We start from the raw sequence: 18754 nt of genomic DNA on the forward strand, positions 1-18754 counted from the left end.
CAACTAACTACAGACAACAGACGCATGACCTATAATCCGTTTATGTCCCAGCCTGCCCCGCAGTCAGTGCCTATTGTATTTTGGGCTAGGTCTATCGACAGACGACTGACAACTGCATAGCAGCTCCAGCGAACTAACGCCAGGCGACCAATAACCGGCAACCGACAACAGACACCAGATATAAAAAATGCGAACTCGCGGACGACAGCCTTCATCGAGCGGCCCCGTGCGATGCTTTCTTTCTGCCGCTTTTCGATCATCGCCCAATGGAGGAGCGTCAACAGCCAACTGGCAACAGACAACAGACGACAGACGACAGACGACAGACAGATATGAATCTGCGTAAGTGGTTAGACCAATCGTACATACGGTTTCGGGCGAACGGGGGAAGGGCGGCCAACCCGGCACGGGAGCGGGATCGTCGGGCGTCTTGACAAGGTGGCTCGGCTAACATCGATCGGGCCATGATGAAGGCCGCCGGGGCCGATCGGCAACTTGGGATTGCCAGCGCGATGGCAAGCGTCTCAAGCAAGAAGCTCTAAGAGACAGGCCGCCATGCCCATGCGCCTGTCGCTGATGGGGCGTTCCGACGTAACCCCGAGGAGGGGAGGGGTGCCGCCGGCCACTGCGGGATGCCCCGATGGGTGCGAGCGGCTAGGCGCGGGCAGGGCTCAGGCGCCGATCGCCGACTCTGAGGGCCAAGGCGCCCACGAGCCCGATAGCTGCGAGAATGGCCCATAGTTCCGGCCCGTCTCCCGTCAGCAGGAAGGTCGAACCGAGCAGGCTGCCGATACCGCCGCCCAGCGCGAAGGAGAGCTCGTAGACACCATAATAGCTGCCGCGCTGGCCGCTGCTGTCGGAATAGTCGCCGAGGGCGAGGTCGACGGCGGGCAGGATCATCGTCTCGCCGATAGCGCAGACGACCACGCAGCTGAATGTCCAGAAGAGCCCGGCGGGCAGAAGGGGCATCAGCGCCATGCCGCTGGCCATGACGAGGAGGCCCAGGCGAATGAGCGCGCCGGGGCGCAGGCTCTTAAAGATAGAGCGGAGCGCGAACATGGCGACAAAGCAGCTGCCGCCATTGACCAGCCAGACATAGCCCGCGGCGGCCTGGCCGCCGACGGCGGTGGCGGCCAGGGGAAAGGCGACGCTTAGCTGGGTGAAGAGAATCCAAAAGCTCGTCATGATCAGGCTGAAGGCCAGGAAGCGATGGTCACGCAGGACGATGAGCAGGCCCTGTCGCCGGGGTGGCCGTTCGGCCTGATCCGCGAAATTGGTCACGGAGGCTAGAAGGATGGCGCCAAGGATGAGGATCGCGGCGGCGACGAGGAGGACGCAGGTCGAACCCCTCTGGATCAGGAGGCTGCCGAGCAGCGGGCCCAAAATGGCACCGAGATTGGCCAATTGGTTAAGCCAGGTCACAGCCACCCGCCGCGCTTCGCCGGGGCGATCGATGAAGAAGGCGCCGATCAGTGTATGGTAGAAGGCACCTCCTAACCCGGCCAATGCCGCGGCGGCCAGGAGCGCCGGAAGGCTGCCCGTCAGTGCCAAGCTGCCATAGCCCAGAGCTCGCAGAAGCAGGCCCAACATGATCAGGCGGCGATAGCCAAAGCGTTCACCAAGGCCGCCGACGAGCAGGGGAGCCGCTTGCTGGACGATCAGCAGCGTGGCCATGACCGAGCCTGCCTGCACGCTCGAGAGATGCTTGACGTCTGCAAGGGTAACCATGATGAACGGTTGCGCCATGAAGGTGCCGACCGTCATGAGGAGGACGACGCTCAGGAGGGGAGTCCACCCAGCCGGCTCGTTTTCTCGTGCGCGTACCAAGAATTTTCGCCTTCCCTCACAGGGCGAGCCAGCGGGTGCAAGGGCAATACCTCGCCCATGCACCCGCCGCCCTTGCCTCAGGCCCGTGCCCGACGGGCCGTGCTAGCCCGGCGCGTGGCCTCGGTGCGAACCGTCGCCGGATCGTCCGTCTTCGATGCCAACTTCAAAGAAGTGGCACTGTCAACCTGCGGCAGCGGCATCTTGCACGCACCCAGCATGCTGCGGCCAAGTTCTTCCAGATAGTGGGGATCGGCAAGACGTGTCTGGTCGATTTCGGCTGGCATCATGATGTTGAGCGTGGTGGCGTCATCCTCGTGCACGACGACCCGACGCCCGCCCAATGACTCGGCATCGAGGCCGGCCGCGGTAAGGGCTTCGATGGGGTCTGACCGGAAAGCCGCACGGGCTTTAGGGTCGACGATGGCGGCAGCGAGTGCTGCGCCCAGTTGGCGAACGATCTGACGATCCTTGACGGTGAAGCGAGCCATGTTCATTCCTCGGCTTGGTTGTGCGCTGACGCCCGTGCCCCGACGGAGCACAACCCAGGCGCAAGCAAGCCGATCATAGGGACTAACCTTGGTGCAGCGAACCAATTTGTCCGGTGCGTCAGATGGCATCAATCTAGGATTGATATTCAGGCTTGATCATGCGGATGCCAATAGCGAGGCCACGTGCGACGCGTTGGAACGAGGTTTTACCACTTATTTCGGCTTGGGGCATGAAGTCGGCTCGTGCGTCCGTGTGGAACAAGCCGATGCTGCACGCTTCGCCTTCCTTCTTCATCTGAATGCTTCGTTCTCGGCCGGGTCCTGTCATATCGGCTACAGGCTGGAGGATCCGGCCGACGGCAGGCAGATCCTGGTCGGCTCGATCGTGTTGCCGGCCGATCTTGCCAGCATGATCGCTGGCGACGAGGCCGATCGCATCGCCTGCCCGGTCGAGTATGCGATCCTGCTCGAATGCGCCGCTGGGCGGACCATCGCCGGTGATGCCGCCATGCGTCGGAGCGAGGCTTTGCGCTTCTTCCATGTGCCGGAGGAAGGCCATCGCGAAGCTGCCCTGGCCCTCCTGCATACGGCACAGACCTTGAACGGCAATGATCCAGGGGTGCTGACCAGTCTGGCGCGGCTGGAGCTCGAACTGCTGGGCGACGTGATCGGGCCCGCTGCGTATGCCGATAGGGTGCAGGATATCGTCAGGTTGGCGGAAAAGGCACGGCTCTGCGATTCGGACCGGCCGATCGCTACCGTCCTTCTCGCCATGGCGCATCTCAGGAGCGGTCGGGCAACTCCGGCGCGCGCGCTCCTGGCGCAATTGTCGCCCGATTCCTTCCGCCTGCCCGACATCGCTGTGCTTGCAGCCGAGCTCGGCGCCTATCTGGGTCAGCTCGACGAGACCCATACCGCCCGAGCGGTGGCGGCACTCTGCCTCCACCCGGCACCGCCGGATTGGTGGCGCCAGTCGCTCATCCCGGTTATGTCCATGGCGGACGAGCCGAATGCTCTGGTTCAGGCGCGCATGACCCAATGGCCCACGCTGGCCACGCTTGCCTGGCACGCCATCCTGGCCGAACGCCAGGGGGTTGGGAGCGAGGCCCGCGAGGCGATCGGCCGATGGCATGCCCGCTGGGGTTCAGATGCGATAGTCGGGAACGGGCGACGTCGCGCGGCTGCCACGGCCTGGCTTCGTCGGGCAGTGCCTTTCATCGAGAATGCCCGCGCCAACGCGTTGCGCGACCTCTTCCTCCAACTGGCCGGCATGAGCTGACTGGTTCTTTTCCGGAGATGCCGACCGCCCCGACAGGAAACTTCGGCAGTACGTACTCCGCCAATTCCTCCAGCACTTCGGCGACACGCCTTGCGCCTCTTGTCGCTTCCGCAAGGCGATCAGCGCATTCTTGCCCACGCGGAGGTGACGGCCGACTTGCAGCGGCGCGTCGGGGGCTCATCGAGGCCGAAGAACCCCCTGTAGCCGTAGGGCTTGAACACCTACCCGTCGCCGCGGGACCGCCATTGAGCCAACAGGTCCGAGAGTCTTGCGAAATCGCTTTGATGCAAGAGCCAGCCATCCACTCGATATCCTTTCCGCAGCAATCGATCGCCAAAACAGGTAGCCGGCCGTCGGCCGGCTTGGGCGCCAGGTCGAGATTCCTATCAAGCTTGCCGTAGTGCTCGGTCCAGTAACCAGGGAAGCGGCTTTCGGTGATGGTGCGCAGCAGCGCATGGGCCTCCCTGTAGCATTCCGCTCGGTTGTCGTAGCACCGGGCGACGCTGGGTATTCGGTGGCCCGGTCGCCTGTAGACAGGCCCGGCAACAGCCGGCCACCCGGCAGCTGATCGACGCTGGTTGCCTGTTTGGCGAGCAGCACCGGGTCGCGCGGCGTCATCGCCATACCCGCCGTGCCGATGTCTCGCGTGTTCGCCGCTGGCCAGCCCGCATCGACCATCGGATCGTGAATCTGGCCACATCGCCGAAGTAGGGATCAAGGAATGGTATGTCGCGCAGCCAGATTACGGCGAAGCCCAAAGCATCCGCCTGTCGCGCCAAGGCTTCGTGTCTTTCCAGAGTTGGTGCGGGACGCTCCGGGTAGCCTTCCAGCGGAGCGATAAAGCCGAAGTGAGCAGGCCCGGCCGGAAGACGCGTGCATAGGCATGGCGCTGCGCAAGGTCGGCCGGCAAGCTGCCAGTCTCGATGGCCATCATGCCCTTTCGCCCTTCGTTCCGTCATGTGCGTTCGACCGCCCCAGCAGAGCGAACACCAGCAGCGCCGTCAATGCAGACGCCGCCGCGAGCACATAAAGCACCCAGCGGAACGCCGTGTCGTAGGTCGTCAGCAGCAGTTCCTGTTCGCTTGGCAGCGCCGCACCGGCCCGGGCTATATCGCCCAAAGCTGCACGATTGGCTGCCTCGATCACGGCCGTCGGATCGGATGCGGGCAACGCGCCCAGCAGTCCGCCCTGAATTAGAAAGGCGAGCAGCGCACCAGCCAGGGCGATGGCAACACCATCGGCCGAGACACGCACACAGTTGAAGATGCCGGTTGCCATGCCGGCACGTTCCTTCTCCACCACGTTGACAGCCATGCCGTCCATCAGCCCCCACGGCAGTCCGATGCCGATGCCTATCAACGCCAGCGGTGCCATCAGGGCAGGACCGGCGCCACCGGCCAGCACCTGGCCAAGCCACACAAGCCCGGCACCTGCCAGCAACAGGCCGATGCCTGACTGAACGCCGGATGTGAGCCACCGCGATAGCAGCGCGGCCAGGAACGGCACGATCAGCAGAGGCGCAGCGAGCGCGATCATCATCTGCCCGGCTTCGAGGGCGTCCAATCCGTCGATGCCGATGAAGCGGCCTGGCAGCATTACGATCAACGTGACGAAGAAGAACGCCGGCGATGCTGCAAGCACCTGTACGCCTACGAAGCGGGCGCCGGCGAACAGGGACAGGTCGAGCATCGGCCGGGCGACGCGCCGCTCGATGCGCACGAAGGCAACGGACAGTAGGGCCGCGATCAGCAACGACCCGATGACCGTGGCGCTACGCCAGCCTTCCTCAGGCGCCAGCAGGATACCGTAGGTGAACAACGTGAGCGCGGCGGTGAAGCTGATGGCGCCGGGCCAGTCCAGGCCGGTCGCATCCGGGTCGCGGGATTCCGTGGCGCTGGTCCACGCCAGCGCGAAGCCCGCCACGCCGATCAGGGCAGTTGTCAGGAAGACCCAGCCCCAGCCCGCTATCTCCACCAGCCATCCAGACGCCAACGGTCCGAAGGCCAGGCCAATCCCGAACGTGGTGCCGAGAAGGCTGAATACGCGCGTGCGGATCGGGCCGTGGAAGGTCTGTGCCAGCGAAGACATGGCGCCGGCGAAGGCAGCCGCGCCGCCAAGTCCCTGCGCTAGGCGCAGCCCGTCGATCCAGCCGACCGAAGGGGACAGCGGAATGGCGAACGTCACCAGTGCGAACAGCGCGAGGCCGACCAGCCAGACCCGCTTGCGGCCATAGGTATCCGCTAGGCTGCCCGCAGCCATCATGGCGCTGCCGTAGGTCAGGATGTAGGCGTTGACCACCCAGTTCAGTTGTAGGGCCGTTCCCCCGAGTTCTTGACTGATGGACGGCAGCACGACGGCCGGCCCGGTGAAGCACAATGGAATCAGAAGGCCGGTGAGGCAGGCGGCGAACAGTTGCAGCCAGTCGCGTCGGGTGGTGCCGCTCGCGGCGGCCAAAGTCTGTGTCATGGGGAACGTCCGCAAACAATCCGAGGAAGACCAGGCGGACGCCCGAAACCGCATCCAGAGCGAGGCAACCGCATCCACCTTGTGAATGCAGGAGCGTAGTGACTAACGCTGATGAGAAAAATTGGCTAAAGTTACGAACATATCGGACGGATTTTCTTAGATAGAGGATGATGGTGGAGTCCCTCAACGGCATTGCGTTCTTCGTCCGGGCAGCGGAAACCCGTAGCTTTTCCGAGGCTGGGCGAGTCCTCGGCATCTCGTCTTCCGCCGTAGGCAAGAGCGTGGCCCGGCTGGAGGATCGGCTGGGTGTGCGCTTGCTCCACCGCAGTACCCGCAGCATCACGCTGACTGCCGAGGGCTCGTTGTTCCTGGAGCGATGCCGACGCATCCTCTGTGAGATCGAGGCGGCGGAGCTGGAGCTGTCGGAAACCCAGCAGGCCCCTCAAGGCAGGCTGCGCGTAAGCCTGCCGCTGGTCAGCGGCTTGGTTATGCCGGCCCTGACAGCTTTCATGCACCGCTACCCGGCCATCGAACTGGACATGGATTTCTCGGACCGGATGGTCGATGTGATCGAGGAAGGCTTCGACGCGGTCATCCGCACAGGCGAGCTGACGGATTCCCGACTGATGTCTCGTCCGCTGGGCAACTTCAGACTGCTACTCGTCGGCTCACCCCGGTATTTCGCCGAACGCGGTACGCCAGGCACACCCGCCGATCTGACCCGCCACGCTTGCCTGCAACACAAGTTTCCCAGTACCGGCAAGTTCGAGCCGTGGCCGCTGCGGATACCGGATGGCGAGGCGGAACCCGTCCTCCCGACCTCAATGGTCTGCAATACCACCGAGGTACTGGTGCATGTCGCCCGCGATGGCTTAGGCATTGCCTGCCTACCGGACTTCATGGTGCGCGATGCAATCGCAGCAGGCGACCTAGTGACGGTGCTGGACGACTTCAACCGGCATCAGGGTGCCTTCCGCATGCTTTGGCCATCCAGCAAGCATCTGGCGCCGAAACTGCGGGCATTCATCGACTTCATGACGACGGAGCTTTTTAAAGGCTAATATCTGGGACTAGCCCAACGATTGCCCCTTTGTCGCCCGATTTTCCGCCACATCCCGCTACCACGCATCGTCGCTGCAAGCCGCCGCCCTTCGTCGGGCGAGACGGCATCCTCGGGCTTCGGCACGGTGCCTTTGCCCAGCATCGCTGTGTTGGTCTTCGACAGCGCTGTGCGTTCGGAGAACTGGCTGTTGATCCGCCGGCCGAGCTGGCACACGCTTTAGCTGCCGTGCAGGGAAGATTCGCTAGACACTGTCTGGCGAACTGGCCAAGTCAGGAAAAACGATCGCATCTGTTGCAAGTCCGGGCGGCTGCCCCCCGGAGCTGCGAGTAGTCCGGCGAAGTACCGGGCTCGAGGCATCGTCAAACAAAAACCATCCTCAGATAAGGATTGGGACGTCGTTCATATGGCGACGCGCCAGGCGTCGGCGGCGCCAGCCCATCCTTAAGGGGACATCGTAGAGGCGACCTTTCGCAAATCGGGGCCACCAGGGGCGCAGGCCCGGCACGATGACCCTGGCGACCGGCACACCGATATCAGCTCGGGTGAGATCGACGGCGTAGGCATCAAGGCCGACGGAGGCCAGTGCTGCCAGCAGGCCCTGGCGATCCAGCCTCTTCTCTGGCCAGTGCTGGGCGGGTTCGGCATCAGGATCCGGGACCAGATGCGGCAGGTCCTCGATCCGGGATTGCGCCGACCAGGCGCCAAAGCGCGAGCCCTCACGGTCCCGCGCCGCCAGGGCCGTATGGAAATGGCTCGACAATTCAGCCCGCGCCATCTCGAGCACGGCTTTTTCCACCGCCAGGGCAGGGGAGGGGGCGGCGCCGAAGCCGTAGGCAATTGTCTTGCCTTCGGGCGTCATCGAGATGGCGGCGACGACGGGCAGCGGAATGTCGGCGGTAAGGTCGAGGAGATAGGTCAGACGCTGGCGTTCCTTGAGCCACAGCCCGAGCGCGTCCAGTCGGCCGGCCGTTTCCGGCCAAGGCAGAAAAGGGCGGCGAAGGCGATTATACCACCAGATCGCCACCGCATCGCGCTCGACAAGCTCGATCAGTCCGGCCAGTTCGGCGCCGGCCGATGAGGCATGCGCGGCAAGACCGTTGGAATCGGAGACGTTGGCCCGGGCGGTCGCGAGGAGGACGCACTCGGCCGGGACGGCCACCTCGCGGCCGGGCGCTCCCATGGACTGGGCCATGATCCAGCCGGCAAGTCCGTCATCCGTCGTTGGCTCGGTATCAAGGAAGATCGATTGTGCCTTCAAATGGGGGAGATCCGCGCGCGTCGCTTCGTTCATGAGATCAGAGGCGCGCGCCAGGGCACTCTTTCGCTCGGCATACTCAAAGAGGCAGCGAAAAAAGGCAGCGTCCCGCTCGAGTCCGGCGCCACTGACGAACTCCGTCCCCTGACCATAATCCATCGCCCCCGCGAAAACGGCGATCGGCGAGCCCTTCAGGCCAATATCGAGCATGCGCAACTCGCCCGACTCGAACGGTCGACGAAGCGCTTGGGCAAGATCGGGATCGAGGTTCAAAGGCGTTATTCTTCACATTCGATCGTTGTGGAATCATTGCTTCCGCGCGCAGGACCTCCATGCTATCCACCCTCACGCGAAAGTTGCGCTAAATTTTTATATGATAAATTTCAAAGCGGAAAATCAATGGCAAGAATTCGCGGCGGCACGGCCTCAGTCCTGCAGAATATTGGCCGCGTAATTGCAGCAGCAACGACCGATCCAGTGGCGCGCAAGGCGCTGCTTAACGATCCCGAGGGCATGCTGGTCAGAGCGGGTATTGATCCGGTGCACCTCGCAGCGAAACGCGTCGTCGTACATGAGGACACGGCCTCGACGATACACATGGTCATTCCGTACGAATTGGATTCCAACCGGATCGCGGACACGGATTATCTGGAAGATCTAGGCCGGGCGGCGTTGGGCCAGTGCAAGGAACCCTCCTCCTAGAGGAGCGAGTGCTTAGCGAAGCTTGACGTTTTCAAGCAAGGCCGGCCGTATCTGGCCGAGTGTCAGGAGGAATCGCTGACGCAGTTCCGGTTCGCCGATGCAAAGGACGCTATCCAGCCAGGTACCCATTGCATCTGCGCCCGCGGTCTTGCTTTCAGCCTGGCGCGACCATGCCGACATGAAGCGATCGAGAGACTGACGCGCCCGATCGTGATCGCCGGCTTCCCAATAGCCGGTTGCCAGCCAGGCGAAATGACTGATCAGGCCCAAGCCTTGCGACGACATCATATCGAGAAAGGCTGGAATATTGCCTGCACTATATTCGATGACGGCGAGGTAGGAGGCGAAATAGGGCTTGTGGCCGGGCGCAATTTTCATAGCCCGGTTTGCCAGTGTACGCGCCTTGTCCACGAGGCCCAGACGCGCATGCCCCTCGGCGCAGGCCATGATAACCGCAGTGTCCGCCTGATTTTGCTCAAGGGCATTCTCGAAGTGGCGGCGGGCCAGTCCGTAATCCTTGTTCAGCATATAGGACCAGGCAGCACTGATATGGTTGCGCGCGTCCCAAGGATCGATCAGCACGGCACGGCGCGCATGTCCGATCGCCTGCTGGATCTTCTGTGCTGCCGCGGGCGAAGGTCGCAGGAGTTGCCTCATCGACAGGACGGTAGCCAGCCCGGCATGCGCGCGGGCAAAGCTCTTGTCCATCAGCGCCGCATCCTTGAGGAGCTTCTCGGCGGCGATGACGCCCTCGATGCTGAAATCGTCGGTGAGCCGGTCGGCCTGGGCCCAGAGGCGCCGCGGCTCGTAGATCGTGACAGCCTCACTGGCGAGATGACAGGTGAGCCGTCGGTCGATCAGGTTGACGACGCGCTCGATCAGCCGGTCCAGTTCGGGCAGAGGCGCGTCGCCTAGTGCGAACTGCTCGGCCCAGATGATCACGCGGCTCGATGCCTCGACGAGCTGCAGCACGAGTCTGCCCGTCTCGCCATTATAAGTCAGGCGGCTCTCGAGCCGATAATCGGCGCTCTGGAATTCCTCGGCATGCGCGGCTTCCGGCGAATAGACATAGGAGGCGGGACGGCCGATGACGGAAAGCGTGCGGAAGCGGGCAAGGCTCGTGATCAGATCGGCTGAGACGATGAACGCCATTTCCTCGACGGTGGCCCTGGGCCCCGTGCAGACAACCGGCAGGACCGCCAGGGTCGGCGTTTTTTTATCGCTCGGGACGATTGCGGGCGTGCGCAGGGCGACCGGCGCCTGCTGCCGTAGCGTTCCGGCCAGTTGCCTTGTGGCGGCGCTGGGCTCCACGCTGTGATGGTGGCGCAGCGCCTGGGTGCACATTTCATACTGTGCCAACGCTGCGCCGGTATCACCCTCGTTCAGCCAGCAGCGCATGAGGGTGCGGTGCGCCTCTTCATGCGTCGGGCTGAGGCGCAAAAGCGCCTGCGCGAATCCTCGGCAGGCATCAAGCGCGTCCGAGTTCAGTGCCGTTGCCATCAGGACGCGTAACTGGTCGATCAGCATCATGCCGCGCTTATGCGCTGCATGATGGCACCAAGCGCTAGCGCTCGTGTCGGGGAGATCGAACTGATGCACGATCGGCCCGGTGATCAGGTCGAGTGCCGGTCTGGCAAAGCCGGATGGATAAGCCTGCAGCAACTGCGCGGCCTGGTCGACGTCGATCTCCACCGCTTGCATGTCGAGTGCCAGCGTATTGCGATCGGCCAGGATAGGTGCGAGGCCGTGGCTGAGAAAGTGAAGCTTGAGCTCGCGGACGAGCTGACGCTGCGACGGGCCGGTCTGCTCCTCGGGCCGTCCTTTCCACAAGAGCTCGGCAAGGTCGCGGCGGTTCACCGAATGGGTGGGTGCAAGCGCCAAGATGGCAAGCGCAGCACGGGCGCGCTTGCCTACAGGCGTGACGTCCGCGCCCTCGTTCGCGACGCCAAACGCGCCGAACATCTTGATGCAGATCACCTTGAACCCCGCTATCGCCTGGGACCGCCGCCTCTCAATCGATGCTTATCCGATGAAATCTAGCACCTAGGGGCACGAAGCAACAGCCTATACCGCAAGCCGTTCCCCGCCATCATCGCGTCTAAGGCGATTTTTCAGCGACCATCGCGCAAGCGCCCGAGCGGTCTCGCCTCCCAGCGGGCGGTTGCGGCGTCCTGTAAGCGGGTTTATGTCGCAGGGCCGCCTCTGGGTGTTCGGATCATGAAGGGATTTGCACCGTGAAGACATTCCGTCTGGCCGTTCTTCCTGGCGATGGAATCGGCAAGGAAGTCGTGCCACCGGCGCAAGATGTCCTTCAGGCCGTGGCTGCCCGGTATGGCTTTGCTTTTTCCTTCGCGGAATTCGACTGGTCCTGCGAGACGTTCAAAGCCACGGGGCGCATGATGCCCGAGGATGGCATCGAGCGCCTAGCCCAGCATGACGCGATCTTCCTGGGTGCGGTGGGTTTTCCCGGCGTGCCCGACCATGTCTCGCTCTGGGGGCTCCTCATCCCGATCCGTCGGGCGTTCGACCAGTATGTCAATCTGCGTCCGGTCCGGCTCTTGCCGGGCATCCCCTGTCCGCTTGCCGGCAAGCAACCGGGCGACATCGATTTTTGGGTCGTGCGGGAGAACACCGAGGGCGAATATTCGCAGCTGGGTGGTCGTTTCACGCTGCCCGACGGCGATGAGGCGGTCATGCAGACAGCCGTTTTTACCGCCAAGGGCACGGATCGCATCCTTCGCTTCGCCTTCGATCTCGCCACGCGCCTCGACCGCCCGCACGTCACCTCGGCCACGAAATCGAACGGCATCTATCATTCGATGCCCTTCTGGGACGAGCGCTTCGCCAGGATGGCGGGCGCCTATCCGGCGATCCGCACCGATCAGTATCATATCGACATCCTGACGGCGCGCTTTGTCATGTCGCCCGAGCGTTTCGACGTCGTCGTGGCCTCCAACCTCTTTGGCGACATCCTCTCCGATCTCGGCCCCGGCGTAACCGGAACGATCGCCGTGGCCCCCTCGGCCAACATCAATCCCGAGCGCCGCCATCCCTCGATGTTCGAGCCCGTGCATGGTTCGGCGCCCGACATTGCCGGCCAGGGCATCGCCAATCCGATCGGCCAGATCTGGTCGGCCGCCATGATGCTCGATCACCTGGGCGAGCCCGAGGCTGGTGCCACGATCCTCTCGGCCATCGAGACGGTGCTACAGGCACCCGACGCGCCTCGTACGCCCGACATGGGAGGCAGGTCCAGGACAGCGGAAATGGGCCGGGCCATCGTCGAGGTGGTCCGGCGCGGGTAGGACGCCGGTACGACAACTGCGCCACGATTGGGGCTTGCCGGTTAATTAAAAGGTCGATTAATTAATAGCGCCGGGCCGCGGAGCCCGAACCCAACCTCGTGACCGCCGGAGGCGCGGGATGTCCGACCTGCCGACAGCGCAGCATAGGCCCATCACGGCCAGGGACGGCTGCCAGGACCCGGTTCTTTTGAACGACTGGCACGTCGTCGGCTATGCGAGCGACTTCGCCGTCGGGTCGATCTACCCGGTCCGCCTCCTGGAGCGCGACCTCATCGTCTGGCGCAGCGCCGACGGCAAGGTTCATTGCTGGGAAGATCTTTGCATTCACCGGGGCGCCAGGCTGTCCAAGGGCTGGATCAAGAATGACCAGGTCGTCTGCCCCTATCATGGCTGGCAGTATGATCATGCGGGCCGGTGCACGTTGATGCCGGCCGCCCCGGACGAGAAGCCGATGAGGAAGGCGCTTGCCTTCCCCTATGCGGTGGAGGAACGTTACGGCTTCGTCTGGGTATGTCTGGGCGAGGCGACCGACGCGCTGCCGCCCTTTTCCGAATGGGCGGACGAGCGATTCTTGAAGGTGCATAGCGGCCCCTATGTCTATGACGCCAACGGCTATCGTGCCGTCGAGAACTTCATCGACGCCTCGCATTTTCCCTTCGTCCATGCCGGGCTGAACGGCCGCATGGAGCAGCCCGACAGGCTCAAGCCTTATTCGGTCGAGGAGACGGCAAGCGGGCTTTGCTCCTCCGAAGTGGAGGTCTTCCAGCCTGTCGGCGATGCGCGCGGCCAGCCGGTGATGGCGTTCTACACCTACAAGACGTTCCGGCCGCTGGTTGCCTATTTTTCCAAGCGCACGCAAAAGGCGGATGCGCAGGGCAACATCGTCGCCGACCATTCCGACACGTTCACCACCCTCTTCACCGTGCAGGCGATCGATGCCACGCACTCGATCGTGCGTGTCTGCGCCGCCCTGGACGTGCAGCCATACCCGGCACCGGAGAAGGTGAGGGAGCGCGCCGACATCATCTACAATCAGGATCGCGACATCGTCGAGACGCAGCGGCCCGAGCGCATCCCGACCGAGCTACGCTACGAATTGCACCACCGCACCGACCTGATGGGCCAGCGTTATCGCTCCTGGCTGCGCGGCAAGGGCGTCACCTATGGCGTCATCTGAGAAGTTGCGGCTACGCCTTGTCGGCATCACCTATGGGGCCAGCGGCATCAATCTCTACCGCTTCGCCACGCTGGGCGGCGAACCCCTGCCCGGCTTCGATGCCGGCGCGCATCTGGACCTGACGATCGCACCCGGCCTGACGCGCTCCTACTCGCTGCTCTGGCCGCCCCCGGCACCGGATTGCTACGAGATCGCCGTCCAGCTTGAGCCCGAGGGGAAAGGCGGCTCCAAGACGCTCCATCACGGCGCCCTGGTGGGAGCCATCTACGAGACCTCGCCGCCGCGCAACCATTTCGCGCGCTCGTCCGAGCCCGCGCCGGGCCACGCGCTCTTCGCCGGTGGTATCGGCATCACGCCGATCATCGGGCATTTTCGCCAGCTCAAGCAGCTTGGTCAGCCGGTCCGGCTTTATTACTGGACGCAGCAGCCGGCCACGACGCTTTTTCTTGCCGAGTTGGGCAAGGCGGCGCCGGAAGACATGCGGCTCTTCCATACCGGCGTCGATCGGGCAGTCCCGCGGTTGGCCGACGTCCTGGCCACGGTGCCGGCCGACTTCCAGCTTTATTGCTGCGGCCCGGCGCCGATGATCGAGGCCTTCGAGCGCTTGACGGCGAAACGGCCTGCCGGCCTCGTTCATCGTGAGCGCTTCGCCGCCGCCCTCCTGGCCGAACCCGGTGCCGGGGACAGGTTCCAGGTGCGGCTGCAGCGCTCCGGCAAGGTGCTGACGATCGATGCCGAGGAGAGCATCCTTGGCGCCTGTCTCAGCGCCGGCATCGATGCCGCCTATTCCTGCGAGGAAGGCGTTTGCGGCGCCTGCGCCGTGCGGGTTCTCTCCGGCCAGGTGATCCATCGCGACAGCGTGCTCACGCCAGCCGAGCGCGAAGCCGCCGACACGATGATGATCTGTTGCTCGCGCGGCAGGGGCGATGCCCTCGTAATCGATCTCTAGCGCGATGCCACAGGCGCGCAATCGCAGCCCGCACAACACGAAAGCCGCACGTTCGGGTCACCCGGACGGCGACGGTCACATGATCTTGCACCAGGCGGGGAGGGCCCCATGAGCAACGGGCTTCGCATCGGCATCATCGGTGGCGGGATCGGCGGCGCGACCCTCGCGCGCAGCCTGGAGCGCCAGGGCATCGACTATCACCTTTTCGAGCGAGCCTCCGCCTTCGGCGATGTCGGTGCTGGCGTGCAGATGACGCCCAACGCGGTCAAGGTGCTGCGGGCTTTGGGGCTGGAGGGTGCGCTCGAGGCCTCCGGCTTCCTGCCCGAGGCCATGGTCGGCCGTAACGGGCTGAGCGGTGCCGAGCTCTTCCGCACGCCGCTCAAGGCCAGCTGCCAGGCTTTGTTCGGCGCGCCCTTCTATCACGTGCACCGCGCCGATCTGCACGCGTTCCTGATCCAGGACATCCCGGCATCGCGCACAACGCTTGGCAGCCAGTGTGTCGGCGTCCGCGAGGCCGGATCGTCGGCCATCGCCCTCTTCGCCGATGGCAGCAGCTTCGAGGCCGATCTCATCGTCGGGGCCGACGGCGTCCGATCGGCCGTGCGCGCGGCACTCTGGGGCGACGAGCCCGCGACCTATACGGGCCACATGTGCTGGCGGGCCCTGGTGCCGGTCGAGCATCATCCCTTGCCCTTCGTCGGACCCGACGCCGCTTTCTGGCTGGGGCCGCGCGGCCATGTGGTGACCTATTACGTCAAGGGCGGTGCGATGGTGAACATCGTGGCCGTCAGCGAAAGCCCGAGCTGGGTCGAGGAGTCCTGGACGATCAAGAGCAGCCGCGCCGCCCTGTTGGCGGGTTTTTCGGGCTGGCATGAAGATCTCGTCCGCCTGTTCGAGCGCACCGACGCGGCCGAGATCTACGAATGGGGCCTCTTCGACCGCGAGCCGATGGCCGCATGGTCGCGCGGCCATGCGACGATCCTGGGCGATGCCGCACATCCGATGCTGCCTTTCCTCTCCCAGGGTGCCGCCATGGCCATGGAAGACGCCTATGTCCTGGCCCGGGCCCTCGCCCATTACAGCACCGACGTGCAGGCGGCCCTTGCCGCCTACGAGGGAGAGCGTCTTGCCCGCACGGCCCGCGCGCAACAGGAGGCCCGCGAGCGCGGCAGGACCTATCACATGGCCTCCGCGGCCGAGCTCGAGGCGCGCGACCGGGCCTTCAAGGCGGCCGAGGCGGCCAACCCCAACGCTGTGGGCATCAAGGCCGAATGGGTCTACCAGTATGATGCGACCAGCTGCGCCGAGCGCTTCGCCGGTAAATGCGCGGCCTAGAGGCGGGGTCGGCTAGCGCTGCATGCCGCCCACGATGAAGCGGGTCACGGTCTCGAACATGGCCTCGGTGTCGTCAGGATCGTAGAGCCCGGGCTCGGTCAGGTCTTCCAGTCGATGCGTGTCGGAGAAGGCGTAGAGATAGGTGCCGATCATGAGCGTGATGCGCCAGTGCGCCTCGAGTTCGGAAAGCTCGGGCTGCACCTCGCGCAAGGCGGCGATATAGGCCTTCGTCGAGGCATCGTAGGCGCTCTGGCGCAAGGCGTAGGAAAGATGCGGCGGCTCCGTGTGCAGGCGGGCCTGGAGACGTAGAAAGGCGCGGCCCTGCCGGGTGGCGCGCAGGCGCAGGCTGGGGGCCAGGAAGGCGCGGACGATCGCCTCGAGATTCAAGGGGGTGCCGGCGGCGCGCAGGCTGGCCAGCGTTTCCAGCCTCTGGGCCGAGACCGGGGCGGCACGGCGAAGAAACACTTCGCCGAACAGGCCGGATTTGGAGCCGAAATAGTAATTGATCAGGGCCTGCGTGACCTTGGCGGCCTGCGAGACCTCGCGCAGCGTCGTGCCGGCATAGCCGAGATCGGCAAAGAGCCGCTCGGCCGCGTCCAGTATGTCATCGCGAATCCGGCTGACCCCTTCGGGTCGACCCGGACCCTTGGCTTTTACGGCCGGGCCGCGTCGCCTTGCCGGCTGGTCGGCTGCGGACTGCATTTTCCTCGGATCGATCCTTGCCATCGGCCGTCACCCTAGCAGGCGCCTCGGCGCAGGAACATTGCCCGGCAGGACGACCGGGACTCCTGGCGATCGCGCGATCCGCTCAGCCCTGGCGCCGTCCGGCCACGAAGCGGCCATGGCCCTCAGCGCGCAACTGGCAGGCCGGGCAGGTGCCGCAGCCATGGCCCCAGGCATGGCTGGCTCCGCGTTCGCCCAGATAGCAGGTGTGGCTCTCCTCGACGATCAGGTCGACCAGCGCCTGGCCGCCCAGCCGTTCCGCCAGCGCCCAGGTCTGGGCCTTGTCGATCCACATGAGCGGCGTTTCGAGGACAAAGCGCTTTTCCATGCCGATATTGAGCGCTACCTGCAGTGCCTTGATCGCGTCGTCGCGGCAGTCTGGATAGCCCGAATAGTCGGTCTCGCACATGCCGCCGACGATGCGCCGCAGGCCCCGCCGGTAGGCAAGCGCCGCGGCGAAGGTCAGGAAGATGATGTTGCGGCCCGGAACGAAGGTGTTGGGGAGGCCCGAGGCCTCGATCCTGATCGCCTCGTCGCGGGTCAGCGCCGTCTCGGATATCTGGCCGAGGCCGTCGAGCGCGATCGTGTGGTCGTCGCCCAGGCGCTCGGCCCAGAGCGGGTTCAAGGCCTGAAGGCCTCGTCGCAAATGCTGGCGCTGGTCGAGCTCGATGCGATGGCGCTGGCCATAGTTAAAGCCCACCGTCTCGACGCGGGCGAAGCGCTCCAGCGCCCAGGCAAGGCAGGTCGTCGAATCCTGGCCGCCGGAGAAGAGGACAAGGGCACCTTCGTCGCTTGGCTGGCTCATGTCCCGTCATGCTCCGCCCAGCAGAAGGGTGTCTCGAAGACCTTGACGCTCGCCAGTTGCGGCAGGCCCGGCTTCACCTGGTCCCAGATCCAGATCGCGATCAGCTCGGCGGTCGGATTGGAGAGGCCCTCGACCTCGTTCAGCGTATGGTGGTCGAGCCTTGCCAGCACGGGACCGAACGCCGCCTCGACATCGAAGAAATCGACGACGAAGCCCGTCCCCGGATCGACCTTTCCCTCGAGCGCCAGCTCGACGCGATAGGAATGGCCGTGCATGCGGCTGCAGCGATGCGACGCCGGCACGTTCGGCAACCGGTGCGCGGCTTCAAAGGTGAAGGCCTGAACGATCCTCATGCGGAATGTCTCAAGGTATGCCGATCATTTTGTGCGTCTGCAGGCTCAGCCGCCAGCGCGGATGGGCCAGACAATAGGCGATCGCGGCCTGGACGTTCTGCTCGCGCGTCGGGCCGTCCAGCGGCTGGAGGAAGAAATGCCGGAAGTCGAGGCCGGTGAAGTTCGCCGGATCGAGCCCGTCCTGCGGGTAGACGAGTTTCAGCTCGTCGCCGGACGCGAGGGCCAGTTCGGCCCGGGCCTTGGGACTGACGCAGACCCAATCCAGCGGCACCGGCGGCAAGAGCGTGCCGTTCGTCTCGACGGCGACCTCGAACCCCGCCGCGCGGACGGCATCGACCAAGGCCTGGTCGAGCTGGAGAAGGGGCTCGCCGCCCGTGAAGACGACGTAGCGTAGCTGCTCCTCGCCGTCCCAGGTGTCGACGATCGCCGATGCCAGGCTCGCCGCATCGGCAAAGCGTCCGCCGCCCTCGCCATCCAGCCCGACGAAATCGGTATCGCAAAAGCGGCAGACGGCCTCAGCTCGGTCGCGCTCGCGGCCAGACCAGAGATTGCAGCCGGCAAAGCGGCAGAACACCGCCGCCCGGCCGGTCCTGGCCCCTTCGCCCTGGAGCGTCTTGAATAATTCCTTGACGGCGTAGGTCATGCTGCGGCTGCTGAGAGAGACGTTCGACGGGAAGAGAGGTCGGTCGGTCACGCTAGTGTGACGCCGCTCAGGTAGTCAGCCCTGAAGACAATGTCGAGGGCAGACGCGCACATGGCCCGTTCACGCCACCCGATGCCAAGGTGCGGCTAGGACCGCTTGGCTTGGCGGTGGACCGAACCTGGGCGTGAGCTCGGCCCGTCTCGCTGACGGATGATCGAGCCTCGAAGACGCTATGAAGCTTGAGCGCTGTCCCGACAATCCCGAATGGCCGGGCGGTCTCAGGCAAGCACCATTACGGATCAAGAAGCCGACGATCGCCCGACCTTTATGCCTGAATGCCAACCCGTCGCATGAGCTAGATAGCCGCCGCCTTTGCCGTCCTCA

The 18754-nt window shown here is 64.6% G+C and carries 16 protein-coding genes and 2 pseudogenes; 7 read left to right on the forward strand and 11 right to left on the reverse strand.

Annotation, left to right across the window (positions count from 1 at the left end):
• Positions 1–654: 654 nt before the first annotated feature.
• Positions 655–1827 (reverse strand): MFS transporter, encoded by a 1173-nt coding sequence (locus CFB17_RS14280; protein WP_133063918.1) that lies wholly within the window; start codon positions 1825–1827, stop codon positions 655–657.
• A 77-nt stretch (positions 1828–1904) separates the two neighbouring features.
• Positions 1905–2315, reverse strand: coding sequence for a hypothetical protein (locus CFB17_RS14285; RefSeq protein WP_088562247.1), 411 nt, complete (start codon positions 2313–2315; stop codon positions 1905–1907).
• A gap of 193 nt (positions 2316–2508) precedes the next feature.
• On the opposite strand from CFB17_RS14285, the gene CFB17_RS14290 reads away from it, so the two are divergent.
• The gene (locus tag CFB17_RS14290) at positions 2509–3594 is read left to right on the forward strand and encodes a hypothetical protein (RefSeq protein WP_133063919.1); all 1086 of its coding nucleotides are present in this window, start codon (positions 2509–2511) and stop codon (positions 3592–3594) included.
• A 34-nt stretch (positions 3595–3628) separates the two neighbouring features.
• Here the strand turns inward: CFB17_RS14290 and CFB17_RS19980 are convergent.
• Together CFB17_RS19980 and CFB17_RS14300 are read right to left on the reverse strand one after the other, a co-directional pair.
• A pseudogene (locus CFB17_RS19980) lies at positions 3629–4525 on the reverse strand (LLM class flavin-dependent oxidoreductase); the annotation flags it as partial.
• Positions 4525–6060 (reverse strand): MFS transporter, encoded by a 1536-nt coding sequence (locus CFB17_RS14300; RefSeq protein WP_088562249.1) that lies wholly within the window; start codon positions 6058–6060, stop codon positions 4525–4527. The pseudogene CFB17_RS19980 and the gene CFB17_RS14300, both read right to left, overlap by 1 nt.
• 173 nt (positions 6061–6233) lie before the next feature.
• Between CFB17_RS14300 and CFB17_RS14305 the strand changes: the two genes are divergently transcribed.
• On the forward strand, positions 6234–7121 hold the full coding sequence (locus tag CFB17_RS14305) for a LysR family transcriptional regulator (protein ID WP_088562332.1): 888 nt from the start codon (positions 6234–6236) through the stop codon (positions 7119–7121).
• An 89-nt stretch (positions 7122–7210) separates the two neighbouring features.
• Here the strand turns inward: CFB17_RS14305 and CFB17_RS19985 are convergent.
• Both CFB17_RS19985 and CFB17_RS14315 read right to left on the reverse strand, forming a co-directional pair.
• Positions 7211–7438 (reverse strand): annotated as a pseudogene (locus tag CFB17_RS19985) (DUF1016 domain-containing protein); the annotation flags it as partial.
• Positions 7439–7499: 61 nt separating this feature from the next.
• Complete coding sequence (locus tag CFB17_RS14315) at positions 7500–8651, reverse strand: YcaO-like family protein (RefSeq protein ID WP_088562250.1); 1152 nt, start codon at positions 8649–8651, stop codon at positions 7500–7502.
• Between the two features lie 126 nt (positions 8652–8777).
• Between CFB17_RS14315 and CFB17_RS14320 the strand changes: the two genes are divergently transcribed.
• A complete protein-coding gene (locus CFB17_RS14320) occupies positions 8778–9080 on the forward strand; it encodes a hypothetical protein (RefSeq protein ID WP_088562251.1) in 303 nt (100 codons plus the stop codon).
• A 12-nt stretch (positions 9081–9092) separates the two neighbouring features.
• Here the strand turns inward: CFB17_RS14320 and CFB17_RS14325 are convergent, their stop codons facing one another.
• Positions 9093–11057 (reverse strand): BTAD domain-containing putative transcriptional regulator, encoded by a 1965-nt coding sequence (locus tag CFB17_RS14325; RefSeq protein WP_207762110.1) that lies wholly within the window; start codon positions 11055–11057, stop codon positions 9093–9095.
• A gap of 248 nt (positions 11058–11305) precedes the next feature.
• Here CFB17_RS14325 and CFB17_RS14330 point away from each other — a divergent pair, with 248 nt between their 5' ends.
• The 4 genes from CFB17_RS14330 (at position 11306) to CFB17_RS14345 (ending at position 15846) form a co-directional block, all read left to right on the forward strand.
• Positions 11306–12385, forward strand: coding sequence for a tartrate dehydrogenase (locus tag CFB17_RS14330; RefSeq protein WP_407642428.1), 1080 nt, complete (start codon positions 11306–11308; stop codon positions 12383–12385).
• 118 nt (positions 12386–12503) lie between these two features.
• Entirely contained in the window at positions 12504–13562 is a 1059-nt protein-coding gene (locus CFB17_RS14335) for an aromatic ring-hydroxylating oxygenase subunit alpha (protein ID WP_088562254.1), read from the forward strand.
• Positions 13549–14511, forward strand: a complete 963-nt coding sequence (locus tag CFB17_RS14340) for a PDR/VanB family oxidoreductase (protein WP_088562255.1) — start codon at positions 13549–13551, stop codon at positions 14509–14511. The genes CFB17_RS14335 and CFB17_RS14340 overlap by 14 nt, the downstream gene beginning before the upstream one ends.
• Positions 14512–14619: 108 nt before the next feature.
• Positions 14620–15846, forward strand: coding sequence for an FAD-dependent monooxygenase (locus CFB17_RS14345; RefSeq protein WP_088562256.1), 1227 nt, complete (start codon positions 14620–14622; stop codon positions 15844–15846).
• Positions 15847–15858: 12 nt separating this feature from the next.
• Here the strand turns inward: CFB17_RS14345 and CFB17_RS14350 are convergent, their stop codons facing one another.
• From CFB17_RS14350 to queE, 4 genes are all read right to left on the reverse strand, one after another.
• A complete protein-coding gene (locus tag CFB17_RS14350) occupies positions 15859–16548 on the reverse strand; it encodes a TetR/AcrR family transcriptional regulator (RefSeq protein WP_088562257.1) in 690 nt (229 codons plus the stop codon).
• 106 nt (positions 16549–16654) lie between these two features.
• A complete protein-coding gene (queC, locus tag CFB17_RS14355; RefSeq protein ID WP_088562258.1) occupies positions 16655–17374 on the reverse strand; it encodes a 7-cyano-7-deazaguanine synthase QueC in 720 nt (239 codons plus the stop codon).
• The gene (gene queD, locus CFB17_RS14360; RefSeq protein ID WP_088562259.1) at positions 17371–17727 is read right to left on the reverse strand and encodes a 6-carboxytetrahydropterin synthase QueD; all 357 of its coding nucleotides are present in this window, start codon (positions 17725–17727) and stop codon (positions 17371–17373) included. Before queD ends, queC begins: the two co-directional genes overlap by 4 nt.
• Positions 17728–17737: 10 nt before the next feature.
• Positions 17738–18370 (reverse strand): 7-carboxy-7-deazaguanine synthase, encoded by a 633-nt coding sequence (gene queE, locus CFB17_RS14365; protein ID WP_088562260.1) that lies wholly within the window; start codon positions 18368–18370, stop codon positions 17738–17740.
• Between the last annotated feature and the right edge of the window lie 384 nt (positions 18371–18754).

The organism is Arboricoccus pini (genome assembly GCF_900187945.1).
Classification (GTDB): Bacteria; Pseudomonadota; Alphaproteobacteria; order Geminicoccales; family Geminicoccaceae; genus Arboricoccus; species Arboricoccus pini.

What these genes read in the sequence shown, in the direction of transcription:
- CFB17_RS14285 (WP_088562247.1), bottom strand. Translation starts at nt 2,315, where the DNA reads ATGGCTCGCTTCACCGTCAAGGATCGTCAGATCGTTCGCCAACTGGGC.
- CFB17_RS14300 (WP_088562249.1), bottom strand. Translation starts at nt 6,060, where the DNA reads ATGACACAGACTTTGGCCGCCGCGAGCGGCACCACCCGACGCGACTGG.
- CFB17_RS14320 (WP_088562251.1), top strand. Translation starts at nt 8,778, where the DNA reads ATGGCAAGAATTCGCGGCGGCACGGCCTCAGTCCTGCAGAATATTGGC.
- CFB17_RS14335 (WP_088562254.1), top strand. Translation starts at nt 12,504, where the DNA reads ATGTCCGACCTGCCGACAGCGCAGCATAGGCCCATCACGGCCAGGGAC.
- CFB17_RS14340 (WP_088562255.1), top strand. Translation starts at nt 13,549, where the DNA reads ATGGCGTCATCTGAGAAGTTGCGGCTACGCCTTGTCGGCATCACCTAT.
- CFB17_RS14345 (WP_088562256.1), top strand. Translation starts at nt 14,620, where the DNA reads ATGAGCAACGGGCTTCGCATCGGCATCATCGGTGGCGGGATCGGCGGC.
- CFB17_RS14350 (WP_088562257.1), bottom strand. Translation starts at nt 16,548, where the DNA reads ATGCAGTCCGCAGCCGACCAGCCGGCAAGGCGACGCGGCCCGGCCGTA.
- queC (WP_088562258.1), bottom strand. Translation starts at nt 17,374, where the DNA reads ATGAGCCAGCCAAGCGACGAAGGTGCCCTTGTCCTCTTCTCCGGCGGC.
- queD (WP_088562259.1), bottom strand. Translation starts at nt 17,727, where the DNA reads ATGAGGATCGTTCAGGCCTTCACCTTTGAAGCCGCGCACCGGTTGCCG.
- queE (WP_088562260.1), bottom strand. Translation starts at nt 18,370, where the DNA reads ATGACCTACGCCGTCAAGGAATTATTCAAGACGCTCCAGGGCGAAGGG.